15 protein-coding genes are annotated in these 16689 nt (G+C 53.0%); 10 read left to right on the top strand and 5 right to left on the bottom strand.

Annotated elements, in window-relative coordinates:
• Positions 1 to 18: 18 nt before the first annotated feature.
• Positions 19 to 861 (top strand): deoxyribonuclease IV, encoded by an 843-nt coding sequence (locus ABCO64_RS09220; RefSeq protein WP_253460288.1) that lies wholly within the window; start codon positions 19 to 21, stop codon positions 859 to 861.
• On the opposite strand, the gene ABCO64_RS09215 is transcribed toward ABCO64_RS09220, so the two are convergent.
• Entirely contained in the window at positions 858 to 2099 is a 1242-nt protein-coding gene (locus ABCO64_RS09215; RefSeq protein WP_253460291.1) for a hypothetical protein, read from the bottom strand. The two genes, ABCO64_RS09220 and ABCO64_RS09215, sit on opposite strands and share 4 nt — an antisense overlap.
• A 100-nt stretch (positions 2100 to 2199) precedes the next feature.
• Here ABCO64_RS09215 and endA point away from each other — a divergent pair, with 100 nt between their 5' ends.
• The 4 genes from endA to pheT are packed head-to-tail and all read left to right on the top strand — an operon-like array spanning position 2200 to position 7536.
• Complete coding sequence (endA, locus tag ABCO64_RS09210; protein WP_253460294.1) at positions 2200 to 3213, top strand: tRNA-intron lyase; 1014 nt, start codon at positions 2200 to 2202, stop codon at positions 3211 to 3213.
• 11 nt (positions 3214 to 3224) lie between these two features.
• Positions 3225 to 4478: a tryptophan--tRNA ligase gene (locus ABCO64_RS09205; protein ID WP_253460297.1), complete on the top strand. Its 1254-nt coding sequence runs from the start codon at positions 3225 to 3227 to the stop codon at positions 4476 to 4478.
• Positions 4479 to 4487: 9 nt separating this feature from the next.
• A complete protein-coding gene (gene pheS / locus ABCO64_RS09200) occupies positions 4488 to 5918 on the top strand; it encodes a phenylalanine--tRNA ligase subunit alpha (RefSeq protein ID WP_253460426.1) in 1431 nt (476 codons plus the stop codon).
• Between the two features lies 1 nt (position 5919).
• Positions 5920 to 7536 (top strand): phenylalanine--tRNA ligase subunit beta, encoded by a 1617-nt coding sequence (pheT, locus tag ABCO64_RS09195; protein WP_253460300.1) that lies wholly within the window; start codon positions 5920 to 5922, stop codon positions 7534 to 7536.
• Between the two features lie 4 nt (positions 7537 to 7540).
• Here pheT and hisF read toward each other — a convergent pair whose 3' ends face one another.
• Positions 7541 to 8347, bottom strand: coding sequence for an imidazole glycerol phosphate synthase subunit HisF (hisF, locus tag ABCO64_RS09190; RefSeq protein WP_253460303.1), 807 nt, complete (start codon positions 8345 to 8347; stop codon positions 7541 to 7543).
• 86 nt (positions 8348 to 8433) lie between these two features.
• Between hisF and ABCO64_RS09185 the strand changes: the two genes are divergently transcribed.
• A complete protein-coding gene (locus ABCO64_RS09185) occupies positions 8434 to 9687 on the top strand; it encodes an adenosylhomocysteinase (protein WP_292616514.1) in 1254 nt (417 codons plus the stop codon).
• A 22-nt stretch (positions 9688 to 9709) separates the two neighbouring features.
• On the opposite strand, the gene ABCO64_RS09180 is transcribed toward ABCO64_RS09185, so the two are convergent.
• Together ABCO64_RS09180 and ABCO64_RS09175 are read right to left on the bottom strand one after the other, a co-directional pair.
• Positions 9710 to 10549, bottom strand: coding sequence for a DNA-3-methyladenine glycosylase family protein (locus tag ABCO64_RS09180; protein WP_253460309.1), 840 nt, complete (start codon positions 10547 to 10549; stop codon positions 9710 to 9712).
• Positions 10546 to 12654: a hypothetical protein gene (locus ABCO64_RS09175; protein ID WP_253460313.1), complete on the bottom strand. Its 2109-nt coding sequence runs from the start codon at positions 12652 to 12654 to the stop codon at positions 10546 to 10548. The genes ABCO64_RS09180 and ABCO64_RS09175 overlap by 4 nt, the downstream gene beginning before the upstream one ends.
• Before the next feature lie 76 nt (positions 12655 to 12730).
• Here ABCO64_RS09175 and ABCO64_RS09170 point away from each other — a divergent pair, with 76 nt between their 5' ends.
• Positions 12731 to 13327 (top strand): hypothetical protein, encoded by a 597-nt coding sequence (locus ABCO64_RS09170; RefSeq protein ID WP_253460316.1) that lies wholly within the window; start codon positions 12731 to 12733, stop codon positions 13325 to 13327.
• A gap of 14 nt (positions 13328 to 13341) precedes the next feature.
• Here ABCO64_RS09170 and ABCO64_RS09165 read toward each other — a convergent pair whose 3' ends face one another.
• On the bottom strand, positions 13342 to 13524 hold the full coding sequence (locus ABCO64_RS09165; protein ID WP_253460319.1) for a hypothetical protein: 183 nt from the start codon (positions 13522 to 13524) through the stop codon (positions 13342 to 13344).
• Positions 13525 to 13665: 141 nt separating this feature from the next.
• Here ABCO64_RS09165 and ABCO64_RS09160 point away from each other — a divergent pair, with 141 nt between their 5' ends.
• Genes ABCO64_RS09160 through ABCO64_RS09150 form a run of 3 tightly spaced genes read left to right on the top strand, consistent with a single transcriptional unit; the run spans position 13666 to position 16687 of the window.
• Positions 13666 to 14955: a phenylacetate--CoA ligase family protein gene (locus ABCO64_RS09160; RefSeq protein WP_343089328.1), complete on the top strand. Its 1290-nt coding sequence runs from the start codon at positions 13666 to 13668 to the stop codon at positions 14953 to 14955.
• Positions 14955 to 16256 (top strand): phenylacetate--CoA ligase family protein, encoded by a 1302-nt coding sequence (locus tag ABCO64_RS09155; RefSeq protein ID WP_253460325.1) that lies wholly within the window; start codon positions 14955 to 14957, stop codon positions 16254 to 16256. Before ABCO64_RS09160 ends, ABCO64_RS09155 begins: the two co-directional genes overlap by 1 nt.
• Entirely contained in the window at positions 16256 to 16687 is a 432-nt protein-coding gene (locus ABCO64_RS09150) for an ACT domain-containing protein (protein WP_371922874.1), read from the top strand. The genes ABCO64_RS09155 and ABCO64_RS09150 overlap by 1 nt, the downstream gene beginning before the upstream one ends.
• The last annotated feature ends 2 nt before the right edge of the window (positions 16688 to 16689 follow it).

Below are 16689 nucleotides of genomic sequence, written 5' to 3'. Positions count from 1 at the left end.
GATGGCATCATACAGGGTATGGTGACTGTCGGAGTCCATGTCTCGATCGCAGGATCAATTGACCGTGCCGTATCCAGGGCAATGGAACGGGGATGCGATACCTTCCAGATCTTCTCAAGGAACCCCCGAGGCTGGAAGTATAAACCGATCCCCCCGGATGTAGCAGCTGCCTTTATCGAGGCGGTGAATGAGGCAGAGCTCGAACCTGCTGTTGTGCATATGCCGTATCTCCCAAACCTTGCATCTGAAAAGGAGGAGGTATATTCCCGATCTGTTGCAAGCCTCAGGGACGAACTCTTCAGGTGTGCCGACTTAAACATCCCTCATCTCGTCACACACCTTGGACACCACGGCCCCTCCGGGAAGGCTGAAGGGCAGAAGCGGGTTGCCCGTGCAATCAATGCAGCAACCGCAGGTGCACCGGAAGGGGTATTTCTGGTTATGGAAAATACTGCCGGTGAGAAGAACTCGGTTGGATCTGATCTCCTCGACATTGCAGCGATTCTCGGCGCGGTTGATGATCCAAAACGAATCCGGGTCTGCTTTGATACCTGCCATGCATTTGCCGCAGGCTATGATCTCAGGACTGAGGAAGCAGTCGGGGAGGTCTTTGACCTCTTCAATGATCATATCGGGCTTGATATGCTGACGATCATACATCTAAACGATGCAAAAGGGGCTCTTGGCTCAGGCCTTGACCGGCATGAGCATATCGGCCTTGGCACAATCGGTGAGGAGGGTATCCGTTCAGTTCTCCGGCATCCCCGGCTCCGGCATCTCCCATTCATCATGGAGACACCGGAGGATGAACGCCGGGATGATTATGGCAATATCAAAAAAGTCAGGGAGCTTGCCATCTAAGCTCTCCTTCTCGATCCAAACATTACTGCTGCCGCGATACATCCAATAACAGCTGCGATCAAGCCAAAACCTGGAGTTTCCGCAGGCTCCGGCTCACCAGGTCCTGGCTCAGTGGGATCGAAGATACGAAGCCATCCTTCTACTTCCCCGGTATGGCGTGACCAGCCGGCCACTGCAACAGAAGCCGAAGAGAGGGTTTCTGCGGAGGTGAACCTGCCGTCTGCATCCGTCAGCCGCACTGAATCAGCAATATCCCCATCAGCGGTAATCGAAGCAATGAAAGGATGGTTTGGTCCTGTTCCACCGGCAACAAGGAAATCATCGCCATACCGTGCAATGGCATATCCGGCATATCCGGGCAGATCGCTCTTCCAGAGGAGGTTGCCCTCATCAGTTGCCCCGATAGCCTGTGCCTGGCCAAGTGATGTCCAGTAATGGTGTGTACTCCCGCTCATGACATACCCCTCATCCATTGCAGCTGCCGAGTAGATGATGAGATCATCAATTGTGTTTGACCACAGAACCTCTCCTGTTGTGTCGATACTGGTAATATGTGCATATGAAACGCTATCGTCTTCATTGATGGCACTGCTGCCCCCAAACAGGAGGTAGGATCCCTCATCCGGGAGGATGTCATGAACCAGGAGGCCGGGATACTCTTCCTCTCCAAGAAGGGTTCCGTCCCACCCGTACCTGCTGAAGAATCCGGAAATGTCCGGCTGGTCAACAGATGTCCATCTCCAGCCAACAAGCAGGAGCTCATTGTCTGTCAGCGTAATGGTGGCAGGTGAATGGTTCTCAAGCTCCTGTTTCCACAGGAGTGCTCCCTCCCTGTCAGTGGATGCAAGATAGCCGGATCCTTTCATCTTCTGGGGATCCTTACTCTCCTGAATCCAGGTAAGGGCTGTGAAATAGATGGTTTCATCTTCTGCTTCCTTTAGAGAGACTATCCAGTCTCCCGGATATGTCTCTGACCAGCGTACCTCTCCTGTTTTATCTGTTCGTATGAGAAGTGATGATCCGATTCCGTCTTTGTAGACATACCCGCCAAGGATATATCCTCCATCCCTTGCTTCTTCAATTGCATGTATATCGGTATACATACCCATTGCGTAGGTCTGATCCATTGTTTCATGATCAAAGAATTCTGCTGCAGTAACTGCCTGGGGAATAAGAACCAGGCATATGGCAAACAGAAGTGCAAGTTGTAGGTAGCTGTGTAACGGCTCAGTCTTCATAGAATCACACCATTTGTGTATAATTTTATGTGCATCTCCCCTTCAAAGCGTTTCTTGTTCCAAATGCGTTTATCTTGGATCACCACCAATACGAGAGGCAGTGAAGGCTATACTAGACGGCACGACAATCCGGATTGGGGAAGCAGGGCGTACCCTCTACGATCAGGGGGGATACGGACGCCCGGTAGAGTCCGGGCTCCTTCTTTCACCCGAAGAAGCCCTCTATCTCATCCAGAGAGGAAAAATCGAGATGAAGGGTTATACTTTTCATTCACTCCTGACCCGTTTTGCCGGGGAAAGCGAAAGCGGCAGGAACTTTCTCAGGTCTTTTATAGTGTACCGTGATATCAGGGAGCGGGGATACGCAGTCCAGACCGGACCGCATGACTTCCGGGTATTCAGGCGGGGCCAGAGGCCCGGGAAAGGAACAACCCAGTACCTGGTCAGGGTACTCTCTGAGCGTGACCCAATCACCTTTCCAAACCTGATTAGCGAGGTGGCAACAGCGGAGAATATGAGAAAGAACTACATCCTGGCTGTTGTTGATGATGAGGAAGAACTCACCTACTATGATATCAGGTTTCACAGGCCGGTTGCACGCGAGCTCTTCTCATCATCCGGGGATATCACTGCTGTCCCGGTGGGTGCGTCTGCTGTTGTCTCAGGCGATGATACGCTCTCTCTTGAAGCAGCGTGGTTTGGAACACGGCTTGATCCGGACCACCTCATCCTCTCTCCCCCGGAAGTTCTCTATCTGCTGAACCAGGGTCTCCTCACATTCTCACCCGGCTCAATTGATCGAGGTGCATTTGAAGCATCTGCGGTTGCAGAAGATACCGAACTCCCGGAAAAACTCACCCTCTATACCGCACTCAGACAGCTTGGCTATACGCCCCGGACCGGATATAAATTCGGCCATCATTTCAGGGTATATACAAGCAGCGATTCGCATTCCGAGATGCTTGTTCATGCGATACCAGCAGAGACAATACTACCCATCTCCACCATCTCACGATCTGTCAGGATGGCGCATAGCGTGAAAAAGAAGATGTTGTTTGCCTGTGTACAGAATACAGAGATCGTGTACATCGAGTTTGCACGCATAAAATTGTGAGAGTTACTTCTATGGAAACCGGGATTAATCCATGGTCGAACAACCAGAGTGTCGACGTTAACCGGCTTTTTGCCGAATTTGGGATAGCGCCTGTTGAAGACGAGGCAGCACGCCTTGCTGATCCGCCGGCATTCTTCAGAAGAAACATCGTGGTCGGCCACCGGGATTACGGGCCGATTGTTGATGCAATTAATTCCGGGTCGAAATTTAATGTGATGACCGGGTTCATGCCTTCAGGCCATCCCCACCTCGGCCACCTGATGGTGATGCGGGAGGTGGTCTGGCATGTCGAACATGGCGGGAGAGGCTATATTGCAATTGCTGATCGTGAAGCCCATGCGGTTCGCGGCCTTTCCTGGGACGCATGCCAGATGTATGGTCGTGAATACCTTGAGTGCCTTTATGCACTTGGTTTTTCAGGAACAGCATATTACCAGAGCAGAAACGAGCAGCTGAAGGATCTCGCGTTTGAAACTGCAATAAAGATTAAGTTCTCGGATCTTTCAGCAATCTATGGTTTTTCCCAGGAGACTGCGCTTGCCCACGCCGATTCGGTTGCCACACAGGTTGCAGACATCCTCTACCCGCAGTACATTGACGGGCCTGCACCCACAGTTGTGCCGGTTGGAATTGATCAGGATCCCCATCTCAGGCTCACCCGTGATGTGGCACACAAGATGCGCTGGTTCACGGTGCTTGATCGTGGTGATCACATCAGCATCAGGTCGAAAAATGCTCCTGTACATGCTATGGATGCGGTTGAATCTGCGTTTCCGGGAGCAAAACGCTATGAAGGTCATATAGATGTTTCTGGTGCGGACTGCCTCGCTGTCTCAGAACAGGTCCGGTCAATCGAGGTTGCAGAAGGCGGATACGGCTTCTTTACCCCCTCATCCACCTACCATACTTTTATGGAGGGGCTTCAGGGGGGAAAGATGTCAAGCAGTGTGGAAGAGAGCCTGTTCTGGTTCGATGAGCCTCTGGATAGTGTACGGAAAAAGGTGATGTCGGCCCTCACCGGAGGAAGAATGACAAAAGAGGAGCAGGTACGGTTTGGTGGTGAGCCTGATACCTGTCCGGTCTATCTCCTGAATCGTTTCCACATGGTCGAAGACGACACCCTTCTCCTTGAGATCCGATCCGCCTGCATGAGCGGCTCTCTTCTCTGCGGATCATGCAAGAAGGCGACATTTGAACGGGTGAAAGAGTTCCTCTCGGACTTTAAGGATCGACGGGATGCAGTCTCGCATATGGTGGTGGGTTAGTTGACCGAAATGACGGCAAATGAGAAACGACTCCTCAAAGCACTTGCCCGGTATGGATCTGCTGATGCCTCTCTTCTTGCAGAGGATCTCTCAACCGATGAGGGTGCGGTTGTCCAGTGGGCACACCTTGCATCAGGACGAGGGCTCGTTCAGATCAGGCGTGATGTCTGCTTAGAATACCACCTTACCGAAGAGGGCCGCAGGTACGCAGCAGACGGCCTCCCTGAACGGCAGGTGATCGATTCAATTGACGATGAGATCCAGATGGCTGAACTTTCACGGCATCCCCTGGCAAAGGTGGCCATCGGGTGGATGCGGAAGAACGGATGGATTACTATAGAGGGGGGCATTGCACGAAAAGCAGCTGGTATCACCCCTTCCACCGATGAGACAGCGCTTGCGCAGATTGCATCAGGCGATCCTGACATCGCGGATATCGGCGAACTGAAGGCACGGGGGCTCGTCACTGTCTCTGAAGAAGTGCAGTGGATCATCTCTCTGACAGAGGCAGGTGCCAGCCAGGTGGAGCAGGGCCTTGATCTCCGGCCTGAAGTCGGAACCTTAACCCGCGAGCAGATCATCTCTGGCTCATGGCGAAACGAATCCCTCCGCACATACAGCCTTGCCACACCGCCAAGAAGGATCTATCCCGGCAAGGCCCACCCATACCGCAGGATCCTTGATGACGTCCGCTCACTTCTCCTTGAGATGGGCTTTACTGAATTCTCAGGAGACATTGTCCAGAGTGCGTTCTGGAACTTCGATGCCCTCTTCCAGCCACAGGATCATCCCGCCCGTGAAATGCAGGATACCTTCTATCTCGACTCCCCCCTGCCTCTGCCGGACGGCTGGGAGAAGATACGTGCTATGCATGAGCATGGCGGCGACACCTCATCGACAGGATGGGGCGGCACCTGGGATGTCGCAAAAGCAGAACAATCGGTTCTCAGGACGCACTCAACGGCGCTCTCCATCCAGTACCTTGCAGCCCATCCAAACCCTCCTGTAAAGGCATTCTCACTCTCCCGGGTCTATCGGCGGGAGTCTATCGATCCAACACACCTTGCGGAGTTTGAACAGCTTGAAGGTATCGTCATGGATGAGGGTGTCACCTTCAGCCACCTCCTTGGTTTCTTAAAAGAGTTTTATCTCAGGATGGGATTCTCAGATGTGCGGTTCAGACCGGCATACTTCCCCTATACCGAACCCTCGGTAGAGCCTGAGGTCTGGGTGGATGGCCTTGGCTGGGTGGAGCTTGGCGGTGCCGGTATCTTCCGTGAAGAGGTGACCTCGCCGTTTGGGATCAGGTATCCGGTGCTTGCATGGGGCCTTGGCATCTCCCGTGTGGCGATGCTCAGGCTTGGCTTAACGGATCTCCGCCAGCTCTATAAAAGCGATATCGACTGGATACGGAACCACCCCTCATATGGGAGGGCATGAGATGGCGATTATTACACTGAATTATGAGTATCTTGAACGGCTCTGCAAAACTGACAAAGATACCGTTCTTGCAGCGCTCCCGATGATCGGATCTGACATCGAACGGATCGAAGAGGATCATGCGGATGTCGAGTTCTTCCCTGACAGAACCGATTTGTACTCTGTTGAAGGGGTGGCACGTGCAATGCGTGGTTTCCTTGGTATTGAGACCGGTCTGCCGCAGTACAGGGTCAGGGAATCCGCAATCACCTTCACCGTCGATCCGGCTCTTGCCACCATCCGCCCGGTCCTCGGATCAGCGGTGATCCGGAACCTTTCCTTTGACGATGCCTCAATCGAGTCGCTGATGGCTCTCCAGGAGGCACTCCACTGGGCAATCGGGCGGGGGCGTTCCAAGGTTGCTATCGGGGTGCATGATCTCTCGATGCTAACCCCGCCCTTTTCATATATCGCATCTCCCCGTGATCGGCAGTTTGTCCCCCTCGACTATTCAGAACCGATGACTATGGATGAGATCCTCATCAAACATCCGAAAGGAAAGGAATATGCCGGTATTGTCGGGCATTTTGATCGGTTTCCCCTCATCGTTGATTCCAATGACCAGGTACTTTCGTTTCCACCGATTATCAATGGGGAACTGACCAGGGTTACGGGGGAGACGACAGATATCCTTCTTGATGTCACCGGCACAGACGAACGCGCTGTGCAGAACACGGTTGCGATCATCTGCTGCGCGTTTGCTGAAGCCGGTGGAACAATAGAATCGGTCTCAATTGACGGGGTACAGACCCCCACACTCGCCCCGGCTGAGCGGACAATCGATGTTTATGACTGTTCCCGGCTGCTTGGGCTGGATCTCACACCGGATTCGATCATCCCCCTGCTGGAGAAGATGCGGTTTGGAGCAGAGCTGCTTGAAGGGTCAAAGGTGCGGGTTTCTGTTCCCTGTTACCGGGCCGACATCATGCATGACTGGGATATCTTCGAAGATGTCGCCATCGCCTTTGGCTTCACCGCCTTCCCGGCCACCCTGCCACCATCCTTCACGATCGGAGCTGAGGATCCTGCAGCCCGGCTTGCCCGCATCGTTTCTGAGATTGCAATTGGTCTTGGGTATACCGAAGTGATGCCGTTTACCCTGACCAATGAACGGGTCAGCTATGACCAGATGCAGAGACCGCGTTCAGATCATGCCCTGAAGGTGCTCCATCCAATCTCAATAGAAAACACCATGATCAGAACCGATCTCATACCGTCCCTCCTTGAGATCCTCCAGCTGAATACGCACCGGGAACTGCCCCAGCGGATCTTTTCTGTCGGGGATGTCAATGCCGGAGTACTCACCTACCAGAAAGCAGCAGGTGTGGCGATTCATCCGGCAGCAGATTTCTCAGAGGTGTATGCGACGGTTGATGCATTCATGAGGGAACTGGGAGGAGAATCCATAACTATTGCCGGATCAGATGATCCTGCGTTCCTCCCCGGCAGGCAGGGTGCGATTATGCATGCCTCGCAAAAGATTGGATGCTTCGGTGAAGTACATCCGGATGTGATTGTTGCCTTCGATCTCGAACATCCAGTGATCGGGTTTGAGATTGATCTGAGACCCTTTGTATGAATTGTCAGAGCCGTACCGGGACTCCCCTTGCGGCTAAAAACTCTTTTACATCCCTGATGGTAAACTCGCCAAAGTGAAAGACCGATGCGGCGAGGCAGGCATCAGCCTTCCCGATCACAAACCCTTCATAAAAATGATCCAGTGTCCCGACACCGCCTGATGCAACAACGGGGATACTCGTCTCCCGTGAGACTGCCGCTGTTATCGGGAGGTCAAACCCCTCTTTTGTACCATCAGTCTCCATTGAGGTGAGCAGTATCTCTCCGGCACCCCGCTCTTCGGCCTCCTTTGCCCACTGAATTGCATCAATGCCGGTTGGCCTGCTTCCTCCATGTGTCACCACCTCATACCAGCAGTCCGTGCCATCAGGCAGCTCTATCCGGGTGGTATTCTCCTTCTCCCTATGGTTTCTTTGGACATCCATTGCAAGGACGATGCACTGTGTCCCGAATGCATGCGCAGACTCGGATATGATGGCGGGGTTTTGAACAGCCGCAGTGTTGATGGATACTTTGTCTGCACCAGCGTGGAGGATGGCTGTGATATCTTCTTTTGTGCTGATACCCCCGCCGACGGTAAGCGGGAGGAAGAGTTCATCTGCTGCCCGCGAGATGAGATCAACCATCGTCCTTCTCTTCTCCTTTGAAGCGCTGATATCCAGGAAGACGACTTCATCTGCACCCTGGCTGTTATACCTGGCGGCAAGCTCGATTGGGTCGCCAGCATCCCTGAGATCCTCAAAATGTGTTCCTTTGACAACCCGCCCCTCTTTCAGATCAAGGCAGGGTATGATCCTCCGTGTCAGTCCCATTGGCTCACTATGTGTTGTACCCGGTAATCAAGCGTCTGATCAGATCGGGTGAGCCGGGATGTTTGGGATTTATTAAGTAATCAGAGATGCAAGTAATCACTTACCAGGGGAGTATCATGCAGACAGGAGAAGCAAAGATCCTCTGGGCTGAGCAGTATATGCCGGTCCTGAGGGAGATCAGGGAGAGGTTTGCAGATGAGCAGCCGCTTGCAGGCATAGTCATCGGCATGGCCCTCCATGTTGAGGCAAAGACCGCAGTCCTCGTCAGGACGCTTATGGCGGGTGGTGCTGATGTCCATATCACCGGATGCAATCCCCTCTCGACGCAGGATGATGTGGCTGAAGCGCTCAGGAATTCCAACGTCCGCTGTCATGCAAAGAGAGCATGCACACTTGAGGAATACTATGCTGCAATTGACCGTGTGCTTGATGCGGCTCCTGTGATTACCATTGATGACGGGATGGATCTGATCCACCGTCTTCATCGGGGACGGCGGGATATGCTGGACTCTGTCATCGGGGGTTGCGAAGAGACAACCACCGGCATCCATCGTCTCAGGGCAATGACGAGGGAAGGAAAACTCAGATTCCCGGTTATTGCCGTGAATGACACCCCGATGAAACATTTCTTCGATAATGTCCATGGTACCGGGGAGAGTGCGCTGACAGCGATTATGGCAACAACCAATACCCTGATCGCAGGCAAGTACGTGGTCGTTGCGGGATATGGGTACTGCGGCCGCGGACTTGCAACAAAGGCACGTGCGCTCGGCGCACGGGTGATCGTCACCGAGATCGATCCAAGGCGTGCACTTCAGGCTCACTTTGACGGGTTTGAACTGATGACGATGCGTGAGGCGGCATCGGTTGGCGAACTCTTCATCACGGCAACCGGCAACATTGGTGTGCTGACAAGCGAAGACTTTGCCTGTATGCGGGATGGCGCTATCCTCTGTAATGCGGGACACTTCAATGTCGAGATCGATATCGGCTGGCTTGAGACGAATGCAGATATGATCCGGCGCCGTGATGGTATCGATTCGTATACCTTCGGTGACAGGACAATCCATGTGCTGGCAGAAGGCCGTCTCGTAAACCTGGCTGTTCCAAAGGGAATGGGCCATCCGATTGAGGTGATGGATCTCTCCTTTGCCGTCCAGGCACTCTCAACCGAATATATGGTCAAAAGCGGGAGGGAACTCAAACCCGGTGTTCACGAGGTGCCAACCGCAATTGATGAACAGATTGCAATGCTGAAGCTGTCTTCACTTGGGTGCAGAATCGATACCATGAACGAAGAACAGCAGGAATATATGTCCTCATGGGATGTCGGCACCTGAAATTTTGCCTGTCTCCCCGTCCCTACTTTTTTGGGATGATATCCCGTGCTGCAAAGAGATACTCCTGGGCATACCCGGCATATGGTCCAAAGATATCTCTTGCAGCATCTGCGATTCTGTCATATGGAAGGCGCAGATCCCGGGTGAGAAAGTGTTGTTGCATGATCCGTTCAATCCAGACATCAACCGGCACTGCCTCGAAGTGGTGGAATGCAAAGAGGAGGATACAGTCTGCCACCTTCTTCCCGACACCCGGATAGGCGAGGAGTTTTTTGCGGGCTTCCTGGTAGGGAAGATCCCATATCTCTCTCTCCCATGCCGGGTTTTCTGTAATCATCATGGCAGTGTTGCAGAGATACCGGTCCCTGTACCCGACACGACAATCCCTGATGTCACAGAGCGGTGACGCTGCAAGGGAGCGTGGTGAAGGGAAGGCATGCCTGCCGGGTGCAACCTCATCTCCGAACCGCTCACAGAGAAGCCTGATACGTGTCTGTATTCCCGGTATGTTTGCAAACGTGGCGACGATATAGGAGGCTGTGCATTCCCAGGCAGGCTGCCTGATAACACGGAGTCCCCGTGCATGGTCAACTGCCAGGTTCAGGATTGGGTGATCCGGAAAACTAGCAAGTATCGCTTCAAGATCCCGATCCAGATCGAAGTACCTGGTGATCTCTTCCCCCGTTGTGCCTGTGAAATGAAGCTCTCTTCCATCCTGCCTGATGTGGACGACGTTGTCTGCCAGGATGCCAGTCCACCACTGCCCGGTCTTCTCCCACCTGAAAACCTGTCCGCAGAGAAGCGTTCTATCGAGATTGAATGGAAGCGCGTCCCCTTCAAGCAGGAGGCTTCTGTAGCTCACCGGGGTGCTTCCTCCAGGATCAGGCCAAACGTCTTCATTGCAGTATATACCTCTTCATTTTCTTCTGTAAACTCTGGTTGCGCCTCATAATGGTACGACACCCACCGCACATCTCTTCCATCCATCCGGTTATAGAAGTACCATGCAGGGTTTCTGGTTTCGGGGTGGATGATCAGTCTGAAGAATGGGAGCAGTTCAAGGGGATTTCCGCCTTCCCGTGGATAGAGGTACAGCTTTTCTGTATCAAGGGGCATGAGTGTGCTGATGGTCATCCGCCGAAACCGGTGTCGTGATCCGGTGAGTACCTGCACCTGGTAGGTGAATATGCCATCACGGTAGGTTCCTGCACCCGGCTGGATCAGGACAGTATCCCTGAAACGATCCCGGAGAATACTTCTGCAGCGGTTCAGGTAGATTTCAAGTGTTCCAAGCCGCTCTTCATACCCTTTCTCACCGACGATGCCCCCATGCCCTTTCCAGTCGTTTCTGAGGTCAGCAACCTCATCAAGGAGGGCAAAGAGCCTCTTGCTCGTCACCATACTGAGAAAGTCACGGTTTGCCCTGATGAGAAATGACAATTCCCCATCACCTCTCCAAAGGGACTCCGACTCTCTTCTGATCAGCCGTGCGGCACGCCTTGAGAGGATAATCCAGCTTCTGAAGGTCGCATTCAGGTATATCCCACGATAGGCTGGATTATCATCCAGGAGATCCACGTTTCCGGACCTTGCAGAAGGCTCAAGCATGGAGAGGAGGATGCCTGAGTTCAGTTCTGCTGCTGCCTCAAAGAAATGGAAGAGATGGGCAACCTTCTTTGATGGGCTGCTCTCTGCGATATATGCCCAGAGAATTGATGCAAGCGGGAACGGCAGCTCCTCTATCCAGTCAGCAACCGAATCATCTCCTTTCAGCTGCTCAAGCCGTTCAAGTGCTTTTTGTGTGGAATAGGGGTGTTCCAGAAGGTCTTTTCTGATATCTGACAGCCGGCTCATGATGGTGTCTATCAGCGTGTCGATTCTGATGACCTCTGCCTGAACCTGGGGAGGAGGCAGATAGATCTCTGTTTCGGCTAACAGCTCCCGGATATCGCTGTCTGCATCTGCTCTCATCATGATGCGCCTTCTGATCGCCCGGCCGAGTTCCGTATCAAAGAAATGGCAGAGGTAGGCGGGATCTGCAACAGATTGCCTGAGAAGAATGCATGCTGCTTCATCAGGCATACCAGTGAGATCGTCTGCTGTTGTGACTGGTGGGTCATCCGGAGAGAGGGGAAGGTAGAGCCTCCTGCCAGCATCCTGCAGTGTCCCGCATGCACCGATGGAGATGGACTTTGTGATGCCCGAGAAGGGCACAGGAGCGGTGCCATGCTCTTCTGCGAGCCTCCTGATCGTCTCATCGAGCCGTATCTCCTCAAGGCTCCTGAAGCTCGTGGAAGGGACGAATATGCCGAGTTCCGGTTTCTTTCCATTGGTACGTGTCGCCAGGTTTCCAAGGAGTATCTCCTGCCGAAACCGATCAGGTCCAAGTTCCCCTGCCATCAGCTGATCACACGCTCCTTTTCTGATGATGAGGAGCAGGGGCAGTTTTCCCATCTCTCTGGGGATGCCGTCCTGTGGGATGGAGAGTGCTGCTTCACAGAAGAGCCCGAGCCGGTTCAGCAGATGTATATGTTTTCCATTGGTGAGGAATGAGGGATAGACAACTGCAAATAAGGCTCCTTTGGGCTGGAGGCGAAGTGCGGCACTGAAGATGACGATAGTGTATGCAGCATCATGAATGTCTATGGGGCTTGTATCTTCTGCAATAAGCGTACCTGAGATAACACCTGTTTCACGTGGAGGGAAACAGAGGATCAGATCAAAGAACTGCGAACACCCGGCAAGGGTTTGGATGGAGTCGCCACGGATAAGCCTGACTCCATCAGGTGCGTCTGCATAATCATCGTTTGTGATGGCAACCCGCTGCTCAAAAGGGATGTCCAGCCATAGATCCGGCAGTATGTCTGGATTGTCAATCCAGGGGTAGAGTACTGTCCGGTAGCTTTTTCCAGCACAATACAGGGAAATAAAATCTATAATACAACCGGGAACCTGGTGCTGTTTCATAGTGATCGATCCATTCCTCCATTCTGGATCGGTTGAAAGAGAATAATTATCTGTTGGTACTGCATATTCTGGCAATATGGCATATACACGTATTTTACTCCTCCTTTCCCTCACCCTGCTGCTTGTCACTGCCGGGTGTACGTATACCCTTCCGGGACTCGCAGAAGAAGCAGAGGAGAACAAAGAGCATGACCAGGCAGTATTCCACCCTCCGGATGAAACGCCACAGCCTGTCTCAACCGACCAGCCTGCAACCCAGGTTTCTGCCAGGGGGGTGACATCAGTTGCCAGAATGGAGATCTGGGCAGAAACGATGGATTTTGGTGGATTCCATGATATGGACGGATTGATCATCAAGTACCGGTTCTTCGATTCAATGAACCGTCCGGTTTCATTTGAGCGGACATCCATCTCCATGGAGGTGTCAATCTATTCTCCGGAGACTGATCGCAGGAATAATCCGGTTACGCCAAGACGGCTTTACCGTGGATTCTATACGATTCACCGGTCACTCCCCGAAGATAACTATCAGCTCCGCGGTATCTGGATACCCTATAGCGATATCGATCTCAAAAGCCTTGACCGGGGCATCGGCAGAATTGACGTGAAGGCCACGATGCCCCATGGTCCGGTATTCGAGGCTGAGGAGCGGTATTTCTGGCCGGTGAGGTGATTCTCACCCCCGGCTCACTCTTTCATGATGAAAAATCCAATCACGGCAAGGAATAACCCGATCAAAACGGCAATAATCCCAAGCGATCCTTTCAAAACGGCAATGACTTCCGGGATGTAGAGATATATGCCGTATCCTCCAAGCACAATGAGGATAATCCCAAACAGAAAGCTTCCAAGTCCTGCTTTGTCTACCATAGTAACTCAGTTTCTATGGATTCATTCTATACTATTAAGATTTCTTCTGCCAGCACCCTCTCCGTGCTCCCTGTCAATCATCTGACAAAGTCTATTGCATTATACCACACACATTACAGGAATCAATCTACAGGGATGGCAATGTTCTGGAATGAAGAGATGGAGACTCTGCGGGGGAAAAAACTCGAAGATCTCCAGACAAAACGGTTAAAATGGACACTATCACAGGCAGAAAAGATTCCCTTCTACCAGGAGCGGCTTCGCGCGGCAGGGATCTCAAATAGCGATATTCAAAAGCGGGATGATATCACCCGTCTTCCGTTCACAAAGAAGACCGATCTCCGGGAGGGATATCCGTTTGGTTTCTTTGCGGTTCCTCGCCGGGAAGTTGTGCGAGTCCATACGACCTCCGGAACAACCGGGAAGCCAACGGTCGTCGGCTATACACGGCATGATATTGATACCTGGTCGGATTTGATTGCACGAAACCTGACGATGGTCGGCCTGACCGCAGACGATACATTCCAGAATGCAGTGAACTATGGCCTCTTCACCGGAGGTCTTGGATTCCATTACGGGGCGGAACGTACAGGGATGATGGTCGTTCCGAGTGCGACAGGAAATACAAAGCGCCAGATCGAGATGATCCAGGACTTCGGGGTGACGGCACTTCACTGTACACCGGGATACGCGCTCCATATCACTGAAGTCGTTGAAGAGATGGGTGTGACCCTTGATTCACTGAGAATTGGCTGTTTTGGTGCGGAAGCATGGTCTGAGACGATGCGGCATGAGCTTGAGACCCGCCTTGCCATCGATGCCTATGACAGCTACGGGATGAGCGAGATGTACGGCCCCGGTGTCGCCTTTGAATGTACCGAGAAGCATGGTCTGCATATCTGGGAGGACTGCTATCTCCCCGAGATCATCGATCCGGCGACCGGCGAGACGCTTGGCCCCGGTGAGAAGGGTGAGCTGGTCATCACATCCCTGTCAAAGGAGGCGATGCCGATGATCCGGTATAGAACAGGTGATATCACCATGTTCATCGAGGATGAATGCCCATGCGGTAGGGGTCTGCGGATCGCACGTATTATGGGGAGGAGTGATGATATGCTTGTTATCCGGGGGATCAATGTCTTCCCATCCCAGATTGAGCATGTTCTCCTCGGCATTGCGGAGGTGGGGGATCAGTTCATGGTATATATCGACCGGGTACACCATCTTGATGAGATGACGATTGATGTTGAGATGAACCGCTCTGCCTTCTCAGGTGAACTTGGCGACCTTGTCGGACTGCAGAAGCAGATACAGCAGAAACTGCAGGAAGCCCTCACCCTCAGGACGACCGTCAGGCTTGTCGAACCCGGCTCACTCCCACGGTTTGAGGGGAAGGCGAAGCGTGTTATTGACCGGAGGGGTGATCTCTGATGCATTGCTGGGACCCACGGATTGAGACGATGCAAAAGGACGATCTCGAAAGGCTTCAGTACAGGCTCCTCAAGACACTCGTCTACCGGCTGTACAGTTTCTCAGACTTCTATCATCGACGAATGAAGGAGGCGGGTGTGCATCCGGATGATATCAGGACTCTTTCTGATATCCGCCTCCTCCCGTTCATGTATAAACATGATCTCCGGGATAACTATCCGGACCGGTTATTCTGTGCACCCCATGATGAGCTCGTCCGCTACCATGTCTCGTCCGGAACGACCGGGAAGCCGACCGTCGTCGGGTACACCCGAAGAGATCTCGATCTCTGGACGACATCGCTTGCACGTGCCCTCACCTCCTGTGGCCTTGGGCGGGGGGATGTCATCCAGGTCTCGTATGGGTATGGCCTCTTCACCGGGGGTCTTGGCCTCCATTATGGGGCTGAGCGGATCGGTGCGGCCGTCCTCCCGACAAGCGTCGGCAACACCGAGCGGCAGATCGAGCTGATGCAGGATCTGAAGGCGACCGCCATCGCATGTACACCATCATACCTGATCCATATCGGTGAAGCGGCAGAACGGATGGGTATCTCTATCAAAAACGATACCGATCTCCGCTCTGCCATCATCGGTGCCGAACCCTGGTCAGAATCGATGAGGACGCGTATTTATGAGACGATGGGGGTCAGGGCGTACAATATCTATGGTACAAGCGAGATATCCGGCCCGATGTTCTCTGAATGCACTGCCCAGCAGGGTATCCATATCTGGGGGGATATCGCGTATCCTGAGATCATCGATCCCGTAACCGGGGAGGTGCTTGAACCCGGGGAGTCGGGCGAACTGGTTATGACCGTCCTTCAGAAAGAGGCACTTCCGATGATCCGGTACCGTATCGGGGATATTACCCGGATAGATGATGAGACCTGTGCATGTGGCAGAACACATCCCCGGATCCAGCGGATCACCGGCCGCGTCGATGACATGCTGATCATCCGTGGTATCAACGTCTTCCCCTCAGCAGTTGAACATGCACTCCTTGGAATTCCTGAACTTGCAGGCCATTTCATCATCGAGGTTGACCGGAAAGGCTCGCTTGATGATATGATCGTCAGGGTTGAGGTTGCCCCTGAAGCGTTCAGTGATAGGATCAATGATCTCATCAACATCAAAAAGAAAGTGGAACATACGCTTAAAAGTGCCCTGAATGTGGCTGTCGTTGTGGAGCTTGCAGAACCGGGATCACTCCCCCGGTTTGAGGGAAAAGCAAAACGTGTCATCGACCGGAGGGTCATCTGATGCAGGAAGAGTATATCATCAAACAGATCTCCGTCTTCTCGGAGAATAAACCAGGGAGGCTTGCTGCGATTGCAGAAGCCCTCCAGAAGAGCAATGTGAATATCTTTGCCTTCTCAATCGCAGAGGCGAGCAGTTTCGGTGTTGTTCGTGCACTTGTCGATAACCCCGGGACTGCGCGATCGGTTCTTGAGAATCTTGGATTTGCTGTCCAGTTCACCGATGTGATTGCGGTCCGGATGAAGGATGAACCTGGTGGTCTTCATGAGGTTGCCCGGATCCTCGGTGATGCCGGGATTAATATCGAGTATGCATATGCATATTCCGGCAGGGATGCTGCGGTGCTCATCCTGAGGGTGAGCCAGGCTGGTGAGGCAATCTCGAAGATTCAGGCTGCAGGCGGCTCCCTCCTCCGGGAGAGCGACCTTGGCTGATC

This window comes from Methanocalculus natronophilus (genome assembly GCF_038751955.1).
GTDB lineage: Archaea > Halobacteriota > Methanomicrobia > Methanomicrobiales > Methanocorpusculaceae > Methanocalculus > Methanocalculus natronophilus.
The sequence above is the reverse complement of the archived record's forward strand: the minus strand, read 5'-3'. Positions and strand labels throughout refer to the sequence as shown.